Here is a 15,463-nt window from a genome sequence, read left to right as displayed (position 1 = left end):
GTTGCGCCTGAAAGGACGGCCCCGGCGGTTTCACCGGGGCCGTTTCGAGGATCACGCCGAGCGTGCCGGCGCGGCCACACGGGCGCCATGGCCGCCCTCGGAGTCCCAGACCGCTTCTCGGGCCTGGTCGGCTTCTGTCACGATCCGTTGGAATTCGGCCCTCTCCAGCAGATCACTCGCTGTGTGGCTGCGCAGCGGACCGGTAGCCGCGATCATCAGCCAGGCGGCGATGGCCGGATCCGTCTGCGGCGGAATCACCAGCAGGTCCCAGCGGCCGACGGTGTAGGAGAGCAGCGACAGCTTGTGGAGGTCTTGCTCGGCCTTGAACCAGCCGACGCTCACCACGTGCCCCTCAAGGGGCACCTTCCGTGGGAGCGTTCCTGGAGCGCTACCCCACCCCAGCCTCCGCCGCCAAGCTCACTGCCGGACGACTTGAAGCCTGGTGCAAGCGGCGCGGCTACTCGGGCAAGAAGCCCGGCAGCGTTCTCATCGAGCGTCTGCGCGCCGCCCCCAAGGCTGCCTCCCGCCTCAGCGAAGCGGTTGTCGAACAGCTTGTCCGCGTCCAGGTCCAGCTGGTCCAGGGCGTCCGCACCACCATCCGCGAACTGGACAAGGCCATCGCCGCGGTGATCGAAACCCATCCCTACGCGGCGCTGTTCGCCACCATGCCGAGTATCGGCAAGGTCAGCCTCGGCCAGGTCATCGGTGAGATCGGCCCGATCCTGGAACGCGCCCAGACCTGCGAACAGCTCATCGCCGAAGCCGGCGTCGTACGCGTTCACCGAGGCGGAGAAGACCACCCACGGCGTTGCTGACCGGCGTCGGGCTTGCAGCGGGAACCGCCGGCCCCCTGAGAGGCCAGGGCCTGACGTCCGCCTGCAGCCAGAGCCCGCCGCCAGCGGTTCGCCGACATCCGGGTCACCCGGAACGACCGGGCAACCTTCCGGTCACTGGTCCCACCCTCGATCAGACCGGCTGCCTCCAGCCGGACTTGCTCCCGGCGAGCCCGCTCATCAGCGGTCAACCCACCGCCATCGGGATACCTCATCCCTCCGGCAGCCAGCGGTGGTCACCGAGGGTTCACATCCCTCCGCTACCGCTGACAACACCCCTCCGGTCCGTGGAAACGCGGGCCGGAGGGGTGTTCTGCATGACATGGGCCGGGGGCCGGGGGCCGGGGCAGCTCCGTCAGTCAGCCCGTCAGCCCGTCAGTCCGTCAGCTCGACCAGGCTGGCGAGGATTTCGGATGCCGTGATCGGGTCGAGGGCGCCGAAGGCCAGCGGGCGGATCTCGGTCCCCCGGGCGCGGCGGGTGAGCTCGGGGCCCGCGAGGCGCACGCCGGCGATCCGCTGCTCGGGCCAGTGGTCCAGCAGCCCGACCGCGATGCCCGGGTCGAGGTCGATCACGGCCTCGCGGCCTTCGGGGAGCGGCTGGAAGATGCAGAACTGGATGCCGTTGTCCTCGGCGCTGCCGCGCACCCAGCCGCGGCGCTCCATGCCCAGCACCTTGCCGACGGGAACGGTGATGCCGTGGAAGCGGCGCAGTTCCGTTGCGGCGCGTTCGTCGTCGGTGAGGGGGTGCGCCGGGCGGTCGAGCTGGGCGAAGGGCTGCAGGATCTCGTAGTCGGCGAAGAGCTCCCGCCAGTCGTCGAGGGTGTCGGCCAGATGGAGCGGGTGGGCGACACCGACGCGGGCCGTGTCCTGAAGGGTGAGCGTGTCGTCGTGGACATCGGCGAGGGTGCGGTCCTCGGCCAGGCGGAAGCTGCGGCCGTCCCCGGTCAGCCAGACCAGCCGGCGGGCGAGATGCCACAGCAGCGGATGCCCGACGATCAGCTCCCGGAACTCCGTGGCGGTCCAGCGGCGCTGGGCGACCATGGCCTGCTCGAGCCGGCGGATCTGGTCGGCGGACACCGTCCGCAGGTCCTTCTTCAGGGCGGCGAAGCGCTTGTGGGCGGCCGGGGCCAGCTCCTGGTCGTCGCGCACACCGGGCTTGGGCAGGGTCTTCAGGCGCTTGCCGTCCTCGTCGGCCACATACGGCCGCAGCTGCTCGTCGAAGCCGATGGTGAAGCGGCGGCGGCCGTAGTCGAGGGTCATCGCGCCGGATGCGTCAAGGTCCAGATCGGGGACGACGCGGTCGGCCAACTCGTCCGGGGTCAGTCCCAGTTCACCGGCCACTTCGGCCATCTTTTCCTGTGCCTTCTTCTTGATGCCCTGGTACTTCGCCTTCTGGGCGATGCCGTGGAGATGCGTCAGGGCGACGTCGGTGCCGATAGTGGCGAGCACCTGCAGTCCGGCGACGGAGGCGGCATGACCGCCGTCGCCCGGCCAGGAGCGGATGAGCGGGGTGAGCCGGCGGACCGTCTCGTTGTCGCCCAGCCGGCCGAGCGCGGTGAGGGTCCAGTCGTCCGCCTTGACGCCGCCTGCGTACGAGGTCTCCTGCTGGAAGAGGCCCCAGCCGAATTCCGCCAGCGACTCCGGGTCGCAGAGCTCCTTGACCACCTCGATGCCCGCGTAGGGCTCATCGGGCTTGGAGATCGCCAGCATGGTGACGAGATGGCGGGCGGCCGACGGCGGCAGCGCATACCGGCGGTCGCGCAGCAGGATGCGCGGGAGGAGATGGACGTCCAGGAGGAAGAAGTCGTCCGGGATTTGCGCCGGGACCGCGTCGAGCGGGTCGGCGGCCAGGAACGCCTCGATGGCGGCGGCCGCCTTGTCCCCGTAGCCGCGGGCCGCGGCCCGGACCGTTTCCGTATGGCCCTGGGACACCAGGAAGCGCAGCGCGGCCTCGGCGTGTCGCCGGCCCTTGGCCCTGCCGACCGCCGCGGGGACGAGGTCACGGGCGGCGGCGTCGGCGTGGCGGCGGAGCCAGGCGTGCACCACCGGGCGGACGTTCTTGCGGCGGGCCCCCAGCCACTCGGCCATCTGCAGGGCCACCTCGACGCCGGTGAACGGCAGCAGCAGCTCGCCGAGGGCGGCCGAGTCGGACCGCGCCAGGGCCAGCACGGCGGGCAGCGCGTCCGCACCGAACCGGGTCACGATCTGCTGCATCCACGGGCTGTCCCACCGCCATGACATCCGGCCCGGCTGCCACTGCGCCAGCAGCGGGCGTACGTCGTCCTCGGGCCCGTCCAGGAACAGGCCCGGCTGGAGGTTGCGCGGCGTCTTGCCGTTCCGGAACTGGGTGACGGCCTTCGCCCAGTCCGTGCTCTCCTCCCAGCGCCGGTGCGGCGCATCGGCCTCGGCCCACTCCTGCTCCTCCCCCGGAGCCCAGAGGAGGGCCGCCCCGGCGGGCGGCGTCAGATCCTTGACCACCGTGCGCTTCGCCGTCCTGCGCCTGCACGTCCACGGCGGTTCGACGAGCAGCCGCGGCAGGGACTCTGCCGGTGCGTCCTCGATCCAGGGGCTCTGCGGTATCGCCGCCCCCGGGAGTTCGGGATGCGCCCTTACGTGCCGGTGCAGCAGCGCGGCGGCGTACTCGGCGGTCGGTGACGCGGTGGCCGCGGCCGCGGCGCCCAGCAGCCGCAGCGCGCGGACCGGGTAACGCTCCATCGCCTCGAACGCGGCGGCATGGGCGAACGGCCGGTCGAGGCGCGCCAGGAGCAGATCGAAGGCCTCGTCGGTGGGGATGGCGGCGAGGGCGGCATACAGCTCCCTGCTGTAGCCCCGGTCCCGGTACATGCCGTCAAGGAGGTCTGCCAGCGCCGGTGCGAGGTCCGGTCCCACGCTTGCGAGCGCGGTGTGGACCGTGTCGTCCGACCCGAGATGCCACCAGCGTCCGTCCTGGGCACGGAACGCGGTGAACTGCGCCGCCGAGCTCAGCGAGCGCAGCAGCAGCGACGGATACCCGTCTTGCGGGATGGTGGGCGCAGCGCACAGCTCGTCCACCCACCCCGTCTGCGTCGGCACGAGATAGCAGACCACCGCCTGCTGGAAGCGGGCGCGACGGCAGTGCGCCAGTGCCTCTACGGCCTCTTGGTAGGTGCGTTCGTCGGCCGCGGCGAGCAGGGCGCGCACCCGCTGCGCGATGCATTCGCCCGCCACCCAGCCGTCCCACTGCTGGTCATCGTCGCGCCGGGGGCGCACGGCGCGCGGCATCTTCTTGGCGTCGACCAGGATTCCGCCGAGCTCGGCGGTCGCCACGGCCGCGAAGACCAGCCCGTGCTCCGCAACCCAGGCGTCGGCGAACATCCCGAACTGGTGCCACTCCTCCCACGGAGGCTTCGCCGTGACGACGGCCGTGACCACGGCCGCCCCGAGCGGGCTCACCTCGCCCCGCAGCTGAGCGCGCCCCGCTTCGAGCAGCTCCGGTGCGCCGCGCAGATTCTCCCTCCAGGAGGCCAGCCGCTTCTCGACATAGCTCCGCGCCGCGTCGGCCGCGCCGGTGTCGACCGGGGCAATCGGGACGGCCGGTCCGCCGCGCCAGGGGTCGAGGTGCGAGTGCCATGCCTTGGGGAGCGTGAAGGTGGTCTCGTCGGCTTCGCGGGGCTCTGCCGCCGAGGTCCCCGATGGGTGCTGGTGGTGCAACGCCTTGCCTCCTGATCGTGATGGTGTACGACACGGTAGGCGGCGGGTCTGACATCAACCTGCTGTCAGGGGAACGGAGTTGCTCGAGGGGTCGGCACTGAGGGAGACGCGATTCTTCACTGCGGCCGCGAGCCGGACTCGCTCACGTCGAGCCCGTTCCCGGGCCGTCAATCCACCACCATCGGGATATCTCATCCCTCCGGCATAGAGCGGCTCACGCCAACCGTCACGGCCCGACGTAACCCGCACCATTAAAGATCTCTCACCGCAGTCTGCCGACACATGAACCACACCAACTCCATCTTGTCTGCGGTAAAAGGGCCCTCAACACCTGACCGGTACCGCACCACACCGCACCACACTGCACCAGAACGACCGGCGCACCGCGGTCAACACCGGTTCACCACACAGCGCCCAGCGCCCAGCGCCAGCCCTCGAACCACCGTCCGCCCTGCTCAGGGCCCCAACTAACCCCGAACCACCCGTGATTCCCCATCTCAGAGCGCGGGTTCGATGTGCGTCACCAGCACCAAAAGAAGCGCTGTCCAATACTCCGGCCGTAGATCGTGATCAGGCTGGCGGGGCTTCCAGCATGGGAACGGATCGATATCGGATCACGTGAGGCGGTCGCCCGCTGGCACGCTGCCCTCATGGATCACGCAGAAGTACTGCTCATCGGAGGGCGAGCTGGTGTTGGCAAGACGACGGTGGGGTGGGAGATGTCGGCGCCGCTGCGCGCCGCGGAGGTCTCTTACGCGATCGTCGAGGGTGACTTCATGGGGCAGGTACATCCGGCACCCGAGGAGGTTCCTCACCGTGCCGGGACCGGCGTGCCCTGATGATCCACGGCACTCTACGCTGCTGCGGACCGACCGCGGAGTCGAGACGCGCGCAACCGGGCCCGCGTTCCGGCGCCTTCGCGCCATCCGCCAGACGACGGGAAGTGCACGATGAACGACATTCACGGAATCGCCGGGGTCCCCATGATGTGGGTGGGACCACTGAGAGTTTCGGGAAATATCGCCACCACGGAGACTGAAGTCCCGCTCGCCACCTACGAGTCACCGCTGTGGCCTTCCGTGGGGCGCGGCGCAAAGATATCCCGGCAGACCGAGCGCGGTATCGTCGCCACCCTCGTCGACGAACGGATGACCCGCTCGGTGCTCGTCGAAGCCGAAGACGCACAGACCGCGTACGCAGCCGCGCGCCGGCTCGACGCGCAGTTCGACGACTTGAGCAAGGTCGTGCGCGCCTGCAGCGGATTCGCCGAACTGGTCGGCATCCGGCACGAGATCACGGCCAACTTGCTGTTCATCCGGTTCGAGTTCACCACCGGCGACGCGTCCGGGCACAACATGGCGACGCTCGCGGCCGACGCGCTCTTGAATCACATCCTGCACAACATTCCAGGAGTTTCTTACGGATCGATTTCCGGAAACTACTGCACCGACAAGAAAGCGACCGCCGTCAACGGAATCCTGGGCCGTGGAAAGAACGTGGTAACCGAACTGCTCGTGCCGCGCTCCGTGGTTACCGACATGCTGCACACCACGGCCGCCAAGGTAGTCGAGCTGAACGTGCGCAAGAATCTGATCGGAACGCTGCTCGCCGGCGGAATACGCTCGGCCAACGCGCACTACGCGAACATGCTGCTCGCCTTCTACCTGGCGACCGGCCAGGACGCGGCAAATATCGTCGAAGGCTCACAGGGTGTGACCGTGGCCGAAGACCGGGACGGCGACCTCTATTTCTCGTGCACATTGCCGAACCTGATCGTGGGCACGGTCGGCAACGGCAAGGATCTGGACTTCGTCGAGGCCAATCTGACGCGGCTCGGCTGCCGGGCCGTGCGCGAGCCAGGAGAGAACGCACGCCGACTCGCCGTCATCGCGGCCGCCACGGTGCTGTGCGGCGAACTCTCCACCCTGGCGGCGCTGACGAACCCGGGCGAACTCATGCGCGCGCACCTCCACCTGGAACGCAAACAAGGTTAGTACTCCAGTCTGGTCGTGATCTATCCACTGAGTTCGTCGGTTGACCGTTGCCACAACTGTCGGCCAGGACCGCCACGAGATCGCGTAGGCAGACTGCAGCACTAGGCTCTCTCCTGGCGTGGTATCCGCCGCAACGCCGAGAAGATCGTCGCCGCCGCCGGGGCCCTGATCGCCGAGCATGGCGCCGACGCCTCCCTGGAGGAGGTCGCCCGCCGTGCCGGAGTCGGCTCGGCCACCCTGCATCGCCACTCCCCCTCCCGGCAGGCGCTCCTGCAGGCGGCCTTCAAGGGCCGGGTGGAGGCCCTGTGCGCGAAGGCGGACGACCTCCTCGCCGAACTCGCCCCGGGCCTGGCGCTGTCCACCTGGCTTCACGCCGTCGGCGCGCACGCCGTGGCCAACCGGGGCCTGGGGCTTCGCTGATGCAGGACGGAGACCCAGCGCTTGGCGAAACCTGCCACGACATGATCACCACTGCCGGAGACGCCCTCCTTGCGCGCGCCCAAGCGGCAGGCGCCGTGCGCGCCGGGATCACCATCGCCCAACTGCTGAAGCTCGTCGGCGCCATCGCGCTGGCCACCGAGCGGGAGATCGACGGCCCGGCCGAGGCCGACCTCCTGCTGTCGATCGCCATCGACGGCGTACGCACGCGCTGACCCCGGTCCTCACCAACGATCGTTTCCGGCGCGGCGGGATTCCTCGGCGGCGCCCCGGCGGGCGGAGTGCCCGGTGTGCCGCAGGGTTGTTCCCCGACCCTGGCGAGGCCTTGATCACGCCGGCCTGGTGTGACGGGGTGGCATGGTCTGCCACTTCAACACTTTGTGCATTCTCCTGCCTGATGATTATTCAAAGTCGGGAGGACTTTTGAAGCCCCGTCTCGCGACCGTCATGGTCGCTGCCGCCCTGACCTGAGCGCCGCCGGTACGGCCCCCGGCTGCTGCGGCGCGCTGGGCCGGCGAGGTCGGCACCGTTACGGTGACCGCGGGGCCAGCGGTGAGTGTCTCGTCTCCACGTCGGTCGGCCGCTGCCGCGAGGGGTTGCCACAGCCAGCTGAGGTCGGGGCTGAGCAGTGGGGCCAGGTCGCCGTCTGCGCATGCTCCGCCGCACAGCGAGCAGTTCACGCTTGCCTCCCGGTGTGGAGTTCGGGATCGGTGTTCTCGGGCAGGTCCTGGCCTGAGCGGATCAGCATGGGGAAGGCCACGACGGTGCCGTCGGCTCCGGCTTCGAGGTCGTGGGCGTCGATGCCGTCCCATGCGCCGGGTGCGCCGTCCCACAGGTAGAAGGTGCACAGGCCGACCGGTCGGACGCCGACGACGTCGAACAGCGCACCTGTCCGAAGTGTGACGCCCGGCCCGGCTCGCCCTGCCGCTCGCGCGGCGGGTGCGGTCGCCTCCGCCTACCACACCCGCCGCTTCACCATGGTCCCCCGGCTGGAGAAGGGGCTGCGGGTCCCCGCCCCCGCCGACCGCGGACCGGGCCGGCCGTGGCGGCCCGGCACCCCGCCCCCGGCGCCAATCGACCCAGACCTGCCGAGCGCCGACATCCGCGTCGGCTACGCCCGCTGCTCGACCCTCGACCAGGAACTCGACTCCCAGCTCGACGCGCTCAGCAAACACGGCATCCCCAGAGACAAGATCTTCAGCGAGAAGATCAGCACCCGGGTACGGGTCCGTCCGAAGTTCGAGGCCGCGCTTGCCGCCGCCCTGGAGATCAAGGCGCACGCCCCGCACTGCCGGGTCATCTTCACGGTGTACGAAATGAAGCGCCTCGGCCGCGACGCCGCCGAGCTCACCGCGCTCGCCGACCACCTCACCGCCCACGGCCTCATCCTGGAGATGCTCGCCGGGCCACTGCCCGGCATCTACGACCCCACCGGCCCGGGCAAGCTGCTGTTCGCGTTCTTCGCAGCGATGGCGGAGACCGAGCGCAAGAACATCCGGGAATCGACGCTCGAAGGGCTCGACACCGCGGCCCGCAAGGGCAAGCACGGCGGCCGGCCGCCAGTCATCACCGACGACATACTCCACACCGTGCTGCGACGCCGCACGAACGGCGAGTCCGTCGAGCAGATCCAGCCCGGCCTGATCATCCCCACCGGCAAGCGCAAGGGGCAGAGCCCGTCCGTCGCCAGCATCTACCGGGCGCTCACCGAACACGCCAAGCGCGAGGCATACCCCAAAGCCGTCGAGCAGGCCCACGCCGACTTCGCCGCCCTCCGGGCCGGCGAAGTCCCCGGACCCCGCCTCGCTCTCCCTGACCGAGCGTCGCTCTGATGACAGAGAGCTGCTTGTCACTTCGCGGCAGCTTCGGGAGAACAGGGCCGTGTCGCCCGGGCTGGGCACGGGGAACGCGCTGGTGGTGACGCTGCTGGTGCAGCTCGGGGTGGTGGCGGTGACGGGGCTGCTGAATCTGCGGCTGCCCCGGGTGTCCGGCGAGAGCTGAGCGGGACCGGCCGCGCCCGGTACAGCAGCAGAGCCCCGATACGGCAGCAGGGCCCGGACCGCGCGTCGCGGTCCGGGCCCTGCCCCGTGCGGTGCCGCCCTGCGGCGGCGGTGCGTCAGCTCTGTGCGGTGTCGTCGCCCGTCTGCCCGGCGCCCTCAGCTGCGCGTGCCTTCTCGCGCATCTTGCGCACCAGCTCCGCCTTCTGGTCGGCGGCACCCTTGCGGTCGAGGTTGCGGTGCGGACCGTTGTTCTGCCGTTCGGCGCGGGACAGCTTCTTGCGCTGGCCGCCGCCCATGCCCACGGGGTTGTTGATGTTCTTGCTCACGGGTTCTCCCGGATTGATGTGAAGTGATCTACGGATTCATCGGTGGGGGACGGGCGCGGCGACGTTGAAGGACGTCAGCAGGGGCCCATCACGCTCTCACTCGTAAATCGGCGTCTGGAAGAACATGACAAAGACATTACCCGGTTTCCTCGGCCCCGCGCACCAAGCTTTTCGCCACCCCGGCGTCGGCCGGGCCTTCGGCGAGCGCCCGGGGTCAGCCGTTTCCTTCCGGGAATCTCAGCACCGCCAGCACCCGCAGGTGGTCGCCGCCCGCCCGGGGCAGGTCCAGATGGGCGTTACTGGCCGCCGCGGGCGTTGTCACTGGTCGCGAGCACACTGACGGCATGAGCATCCCTTCGTCTGCTGCAGCCGATGCGCCCCACATCTCTCCTGTTCGGGTGGAGCCGATGGGCGGGCCTTTGATCGTCGTCCCCGTCTCCTCGTTGGCTGCATGGTGGGGGGTGCGGAGACCGGGGTCCTGGCGGGAGACGCCACCGCTCCAGACGACTACGACCGGGCCTGCGCGGTGGATGATCTGGCCGGCGTGATCGCCGTTGGAAACAACGGTGCGCAGGCACTGGTGCTGGCGGACGAGCCCGCTACCAGCTGTTTTCTACCCGAGCACCGAGCCTTCCTGCGGTGGCTTGCAGCCGACTCCGAAGCCGAGCTGAAGGCTGCGGTCAGGGCTGTCCTCGCAGATGCGGCCACTCATTGGGAGGAGTGCGGCACATGGGCGTCGGACGGTCCAGCCACGCTCATGGACTCTGCCGAAGCAGGCGCCGAACCGGACATCGAGTATCCCGGCGGGATGCCCGCCCAGGCATCGGTCCCGCTGCCCGCCGGCCGCTGGAAGGTCCGTGCCACCCACACCAAGGCGGACGAGGAGACCTGGGTCGGCCTGGTCCAGCTCCTGCCCATCGCATCTTGGACGGGCAGGAGCTTGGGTTGAGTGCGGTCACGCGCTGCGGGCAAGGTGGTGAACCGCCCCGGTTCGGATGGAGACTCCGGGGCGGTTCGTTCCTCAGTCGGTGGCAGACCGCTGAGGCGCTCAATGTTCACGACGATTGCTGTGAACACTTGTTGCATGCGCTTTCGGCTGTCCTCGGCAGTGACAGCGATGCATGCCGTGTCCGTGGGCGAATTCGCTGATGGTGCCTTCCACTCCGGAGCGGACCGCTTAGCGGGCCTGCCCGTCAGGTGTCTGCTGCTCGATGCGGACGCGGACTTGCAGGTCGCGGAGTTCTCGCGGGAACCGGTGCACCGGGGGCGGTCCGGACACGGCTGGCACTGGCCCTTGGTGAACCGCGCCGCGATCAGCGGGGCGGCGGCGGGTGAGGAAGTCGGGGTAGGGGCCGTGCCAGCCCTTGCCGGCCTGGCCCCGGGTGACCTGCCGACGGTCGAAATCGAGGTGGGAGTCGTCCCGGTCGAAGGCTTCTGAGCTTCAAGACCACCACGTACCGGCGCAGGTCATGCCATGAGCAGTGCCGTGTCCCAAGTACTGCGGTCCGGGCGTTTCCCGCCACGGGCATCGGTGTAGGAGAGCAACGTCAGGGCCACACCAGCGGCACCTTGAAGCAGCCCGGGCTCGTCGACCGCAGGAGCATCCACCGCGGGAGAGAGCGGGTAGCGATAGCCGAACGCGGTGGTGGGGTCGAAGCTCCGAGCAAGGCCTGTGGCCAGTCGGTCAGCGCCTTCCCACAGTTCTGGGTGCCCCGTGTCCGCTGCCATCCGCACCGCTGTCAGCAAGACGCCGGCTCGACCGTGGCAGAACGTGGCATCTGGCATATCAGAACGTCCGTAGGGCCGTTGGAAGACAGACCGCATCGCGTCGACGCCGACCTCTGTCAGATCGGGGTCGCCGAGTGAACGTCCGGCCAGCTGCAGTGCCCGTCCCACACCGGCAGCCCCATAGCACCAGTCCGACCTGGGGGCGACCGACGCTGCTGGGCTTCGGGGCCGACCGGTCTCGTCCTCGAAAGAGACACGGCCGGGCCAGTGCGTGCCTTGCTCTCCCACCCTGCGTTTCCGCATCACCCAGTCGGCCATGGAGCGCACGGCGTCGAGCATGTCAGGGACGCCATGTCCCGCTTGGTGTGCCAGGGCCAGCAGTGACAAGGGGCCGCAGATGCCGTGCGCAATGCCGAGGTTGAACTCGCCGAGCGGGTAGGCGGCGCGGTCTGCTTCCGGCACCAGGTCCAGTCCTGGGTCCGTCCACCAACCTGGTACCCACTCGCCGTGGACCCGTATCGGGCGTGCCATCTCAACCAGCAAGGCGAGTACGTTCCGCAGGGTGTCCGAGGACTCGGCGTGCCCCAGTGCGGCGCCGGCCATCAAGCCACGTGCGCCGCGAGCAAGCCCATTTATGAGGTCGTACTCCGCGTTCGCCAGTCCAGGTCCCTTTTCGCGAAGCCGTCGGCCGATCGCGTCAAGAGACGCTCGTATTGCGGACACATGCGCTGGAGCGGCGCGTTTCAGTAAGTTGGTGTAGCCACCGTGTTCTTGAGCGTGAAGAGATGCGGCGAGAAGTACATCACCGACGGTGTCCGTGGTCACGGACTGGAGGGCCGCGGAGAAATGAGCGTGTGCCGTTCTTCCCCAGTAGGCATCGTCCGAGGCGAGGCGGCTGTAGAGCATGGCGATGCCGGTGTGCCCGATGAGCAACTGTGCGGGTTGCCAATGGGGGAACCGGATATCGGAGGGGATCTGAGCACGTGCTTTTCGGGTGAGTCGGTCGACCTCTTCCGGTACACGAAGCCGCTCGGCCACGGCGTGCGCGGAAGCGAGTGGGCCCATCATCGACCGTGGCGCATTCTGTCGATGCGCAGGGCGAGGGACTCGCGGGCTGTCGCATAGGCAAGGGCTTCTTTTTCTCGGTCGATTCCAAGAAGTCGGTTGCAGTGCATGTGCGCCAAGCTCATTGCTATGGCTCCAGTTTTCGCCGCCGCGGATCTCTCCGGAGTCAAAGTGGTCTTCTGCAGCGTTTCACGAAGCGCGAGGAGAGCCGTGCGGCGTGTTTGCCAGTGATCGTCAACCACCGGCTTCAGAGCTCTGCCGTGCTCGTCCATCAGCATGCTCAGCGACTGCTTGTCCGGCCTCGGTACGCGACCTCGGAGGGCCATGACGTGCGCGCCGCCGAGTTGCCGCAGCACCTCGGCGGTCGTGCCGCAGAGATGGGACAGGGTGTCCAGGGTACCCAAGGCGGCCAGTGACACATCGGTGAGGTCGGCCAACCGGCCGCCCGCCGAGTTCAGTTGATGCAGTACGGCCAGGCTGTCGGCGTGAAAGACCTGCTCGGCGTCGATGATGGCCTCTGCTCCGCCGTAGCGATGGACCTCGGGTTCGTAGGTGTCGAGAACCAGTCGGGACAGGAGTCCCTCGTCGCCCAGTTCCGCTGCCCAGGAACGCAGCTCGGGCAGCAGTTCCCCCCACAGCGACTGCTCCCTGCCGTGAAGCCGCAGGCGCAGATGAGGTTCGGGGTCGGCGTAGCGCAGGAAGAACCAGGTGTCGGTGAGAGGGCCTGAGACCTGGTCGATCAGTCGGCCGAGGTGGCGGGTGACCACTGCGAGCTGATGGCGTTCGGGGACATAGAGCTTCGCGTACAGCCATTCGCCGCCGGGCAGGTGGCTGGACACGCCGTACGGTGCGAGAACTCCGGACGGTGCCGTATCGCTTCGCACGTGTGGGGCACGTTGGTGAGGCCCGTGCTTGGCCTGGCCGTTCCTCAGCACGGGAAAGAGGAACTCGCAGGCGTGCGTTCCGTCCCGGCCGCGGAACCAGTCGTTGCCCGGAGCGCCGCCGAAGCGTTCGATGACGGCCAGGCCTGAGCTGCGGCGGAGTTCGTCGCGGAAGACAAGAAGGTGGAGCGGGTTGTCGAGGTCCACAGCGATCCGGTTGTCCCCCTTGCCCAGCAGGACGTTCCGGGGGACACCCCACTGTTGTCGCCACCGGTCCACTTGCGCAGCCCACTGGGATTCGTCGCAGGTGGACGACGCGGCGGACAGCTCCTCGTCAGGCCTCCAGTGAGCGGGGCACAGTACCGACCGGCCGTACCTCACCCGGGGCAGCGCGGGCGTTGTCGACCAGATGCCCCAGCTCCAGCCGCCGAGTGACGGCTCTTCCTGCTGGCCCAGTTCGAGCAGGAAGCGGGCCACGTTCGGCACATGGCCGCTCTGCGGATCGATCATGGAGTACGTGGCGGGGCGCACCCGTTGCCCGGTCGCCGTCCACACGAGTTCCAGGCGGTCGACGGTGGCCCGGACTCCGAGATACTCCACGCTCAGGTCACGCACCGTGCATGTTGCCGCCGGGCCCACGCCAAGCGGGATCCGGTGCGGCAGCCACTGGGGAACGCTGGCCACGTTGGCCGAGCGAGCCACTGAGGGGCGGAAGGCAACGAGTGCGGACAGTTCTTCGGTGTCGTCCAAGGCCTCGGCGTCGTCGACCAGTTGCTGTACTTGGGCCTGCGCAGGTGCCCCGAGTGCGGACATGAAACGTCCGAAGGCTGCCCCAGCCATGGGTGAGACCGGGCTCAGCCCCAGCACGAGGCGGAAGTCGCCCGCGCAGAGCGCTTCCCAGCTCGGCGCCACCACCTCGGCGCCGATGTCCGCGGATCGCGGCCCCTGGCTGCGGCCGTCAGCGGTGAGCCGTCGCACAGCCGCGTTATCGAGGACGATCTCCTGTGTACCGCGGCGCATGGCGTCGCAGAGCAGTTCGCCGAGCAGCCGGTCCCGCTTGCCCGCGGCAGCCGCCCGGTGTTCGGTGTCGCTTCCCCCCTCGGTACGTGGCAGGCCGAGTCCACGCACCTCATCGAGGAGTTCCAGTACGGGCACCGTGCGGTCCGTTCCATACCGTTCGAGAAAACGCTCGTGATAGGCACGCATGCGCTCCCTGCCCGGGCGCTCAGGCGCAAGCCTCCACAGCACGTCCGTAACGCCGGCCACCTCTTCCCCTACCACGGGAGGAAGGGTCACGCGGGCGTCGAACAGCAGATCGCACTGAAGGGGGTGATCGGCTGGGGCGAGCGCCCTCATCCTGTTCCTGGCAGCGACCAACGCGGCACGACGGGCTCCCGGCGCCGCGGAACCGAGAGCATGCAGCGCCTCCTGGATCCCGCGCAATTCCTGGACGACGGGGTGGTCGATTCCGTCCAACCGGTGCAGGAGGTATGTGAGGGGGGCACCGCAGTCAGGCGGAGGCGCCAGGTCGGTGAGGAGGAAGTGGCTCCGCACCAGTTGGTCGAGACAACGCTCCACCGCTTCCTCGGAAGCCTGCGGGAACTGATCGCGCACCGCCTTCAGTACGTGTTCCCAGGTCGCGGGCTCCCTCGCGGCACCCAGGACCGCACGGACGACAGAGGTGTAGCGGACCGAGGGCGCCAACTCGTACCCGGAACCGTTGTGGAAGTCGACCAGTACCAGTCGCCCGTCGCGCACAGTGCGCAGATTGTTAGCCACTAAGCGAGCACGCCTCAGCACAGGCCGCACGGTGAGAACGGAAGTCAGGACTTCGTGCAACCACCCCGCGTCTGGCCGGCTCAAAGGCCGGTGACCACGGCCGACGTCCAATTGGGGTCGCCGCCCTGGATCTGACAGGGCGACACCGGCGAACAGGCCGAAGGGCGTGGGGCGTTGCACCATCCGCAGGTGATACTTGGTGAGCGAGAGGGTGACGCGCCGCAGAACCTTGCGCCGAACCGGTTGCCCTTCCGTCACGCGCCGCACGTCAGCCGCCAGGCTGGGGCTCGCGAGTTCGACTGCCGTCATGAGTTCGGACATCGACGCCAGCGCTGCCACGTGTTCGCGCATTCCCGTTTCGTCGTCCGGGCCGGCCACCCGAGGCAAGGAAAATGCTTCGGCTTCACTCACCGAGTAATCGATGCTGCCTGGTGAAAAGGGCAGGGCTGCGGCGCGCAACAAGACCGGCCCAGAACACTCGAATGACGGACTCGCATCCTCTTGCGCGGCCACAGTCCTCCCCATGCCGGTGCCGGGCGGGGCTCAGCACCCCGCCCGGCATGCTATTCACTCACCGGTGAAACAGAACCCGCCGCAGGAGACCCAGCAGAAGGTGGGGCTCGTCGCACGCGAGACCTGGACCGAGTTCTCCAGTGCTTCGACGTTCAGATCCAGGTCAAATTCCTCTTCGATTGCAACCGTGGGCATTTCCAACCTCCATAATGAGAT

General features: G+C 68.8%; 12 protein-coding genes and 3 pseudogenes. 9 read left to right on the top strand and 6 right to left on the bottom strand.

Annotated elements, in window-relative coordinates; translation table 11 throughout:
• Positions 1-51 precede the first annotated feature (51 nt).
• Positions 52-375, bottom strand: a pseudogene (locus AB0D04_RS32640) (DUF5994 family protein); the annotation flags it as partial.
• Between AB0D04_RS32640 and AB0D04_RS32635 the strand changes: the two are divergent.
• Entirely contained in the window at positions 369-815 is a 447-nt protein-coding gene (locus AB0D04_RS32635; protein WP_362710748.1) for a hypothetical protein, read from the top strand. The pseudogene AB0D04_RS32640 and the gene AB0D04_RS32635 sit on opposite strands and share 7 nt — an antisense overlap.
• Positions 816-1,208: 393 nt before the next feature.
• On the opposite strand, the gene AB0D04_RS32630 is transcribed toward AB0D04_RS32635, so the two are convergent.
• Entirely contained in the window at positions 1,209-4,523 is a 3,315-nt protein-coding gene (locus AB0D04_RS32630) for a DUF4132 domain-containing protein (RefSeq protein WP_362710745.1), read from the bottom strand.
• A gap of 650 nt (positions 4,524-5,173) precedes the next feature.
• On the opposite strand from AB0D04_RS32630, the gene AB0D04_RS32625 reads away from it, so the two are divergent.
• The 6 genes and pseudogenes from AB0D04_RS32625 to AB0D04_RS32600 all read left to right on the top strand — a co-directional run bounded on the left by AB0D04_RS32625 (position 5,174) and on the right by AB0D04_RS32600 (position 8,787).
• Positions 5,174-5,362, top strand: coding sequence for a hypothetical protein (locus AB0D04_RS32625; protein ID WP_362710751.1), 189 nt, complete (start codon positions 5,174-5,176; stop codon positions 5,360-5,362).
• 111 nt (positions 5,363-5,473) lie between these two features.
• Complete coding sequence (locus AB0D04_RS32620; RefSeq protein ID WP_362710742.1) at positions 5,474-6,517, top strand: hydroxymethylglutaryl-CoA reductase; 1,044 nt, start codon at positions 5,474-5,476, stop codon at positions 6,515-6,517.
• A 123-nt stretch (positions 6,518-6,640) separates the two neighbouring features.
• Positions 6,641-6,739, top strand: a pseudogene (locus AB0D04_RS32615) (TetR/AcrR family transcriptional regulator); the annotation flags it as partial.
• A 72-nt stretch (positions 6,740-6,811) separates the two neighbouring features.
• Complete coding sequence (locus AB0D04_RS32610) at positions 6,812-6,937, top strand: hypothetical protein (RefSeq protein WP_362710739.1); 126 nt, start codon at positions 6,812-6,814, stop codon at positions 6,935-6,937.
• 41 nt (positions 6,938-6,978) lie between these two features.
• Positions 6,979-7,170, top strand: a complete 192-nt coding sequence (locus AB0D04_RS32605; protein WP_362710736.1) for a hypothetical protein — start codon at positions 6,979-6,981, stop codon at positions 7,168-7,170.
• 684 nt (positions 7,171-7,854) lie between these two features.
• Positions 7,855-8,787, top strand: coding sequence for a recombinase family protein (locus tag AB0D04_RS32600; RefSeq protein ID WP_362710733.1), 933 nt, complete (start codon positions 7,855-7,857; stop codon positions 8,785-8,787).
• Positions 8,788-9,071: 284 nt separating this feature from the next.
• Here the strand turns inward: AB0D04_RS32600 and AB0D04_RS32595 are convergent, their stop codons facing one another.
• Entirely contained in the window at positions 9,072-9,281 is a 210-nt protein-coding gene (locus AB0D04_RS32595; protein ID WP_362710731.1) for a DUF6243 family protein, read from the bottom strand.
• A 344-nt stretch (positions 9,282-9,625) separates the two neighbouring features.
• Between AB0D04_RS32595 and AB0D04_RS32590 the strand changes: the two are divergent.
• A pseudogene (locus AB0D04_RS32590) lies at positions 9,626-10,230 on the top strand (Imm21 family immunity protein).
• A 102-nt stretch (positions 10,231-10,332) separates the two neighbouring features.
• On the top strand, positions 10,333-10,719 hold the full coding sequence (locus AB0D04_RS32585; RefSeq protein ID WP_362710728.1) for a hypothetical protein: 387 nt from the start codon (positions 10,333-10,335) through the stop codon (positions 10,717-10,719).
• A gap of 29 nt (positions 10,720-10,748) precedes the next feature.
• Here AB0D04_RS32585 and AB0D04_RS32580 read toward each other — a convergent pair whose 3' ends face one another.
• The 3 genes from AB0D04_RS32580 to AB0D04_RS32570 all read right to left on the bottom strand — a co-directional run bounded on the left by AB0D04_RS32580 (position 10,749) and on the right by AB0D04_RS32570 (position 15,442).
• Positions 10,749-12,047, bottom strand: coding sequence for a lanthionine synthetase C family protein (locus AB0D04_RS32580; protein ID WP_362710726.1), 1,299 nt, complete (start codon positions 12,045-12,047; stop codon positions 10,749-10,751).
• A gap of 26 nt (positions 12,048-12,073) precedes the next feature.
• The gene (locus AB0D04_RS32575; RefSeq protein ID WP_362710724.1) at positions 12,074-15,145 is read right to left on the bottom strand and encodes a lantibiotic dehydratase; all 3,072 of its coding nucleotides are present in this window, start codon (positions 15,143-15,145) and stop codon (positions 12,074-12,076) included.
• 156 nt (positions 15,146-15,301) lie between these two features.
• Positions 15,302-15,442 carry a hypothetical protein gene (locus AB0D04_RS32570; RefSeq protein WP_362710721.1) on the bottom strand — a complete coding sequence of 47 codons (141 nt, stop codon included), beginning with the start codon at positions 15,440-15,442 and terminating at the stop codon, positions 15,302-15,304.
• Between the last annotated feature and the right edge of the window lie 21 nt (positions 15,443-15,463).

This window comes from Streptomyces sp. NPDC048483 (genome assembly GCF_040651455.1).
In the GTDB taxonomy this organism is placed as follows: domain Bacteria; phylum Actinomycetota; class Actinomycetes; order Streptomycetales; family Streptomycetaceae; genus Streptomyces.
The sequence above is the reverse complement of the archived record's forward strand: the minus strand, read 5'-3'. Positions and strand labels throughout refer to the sequence as shown.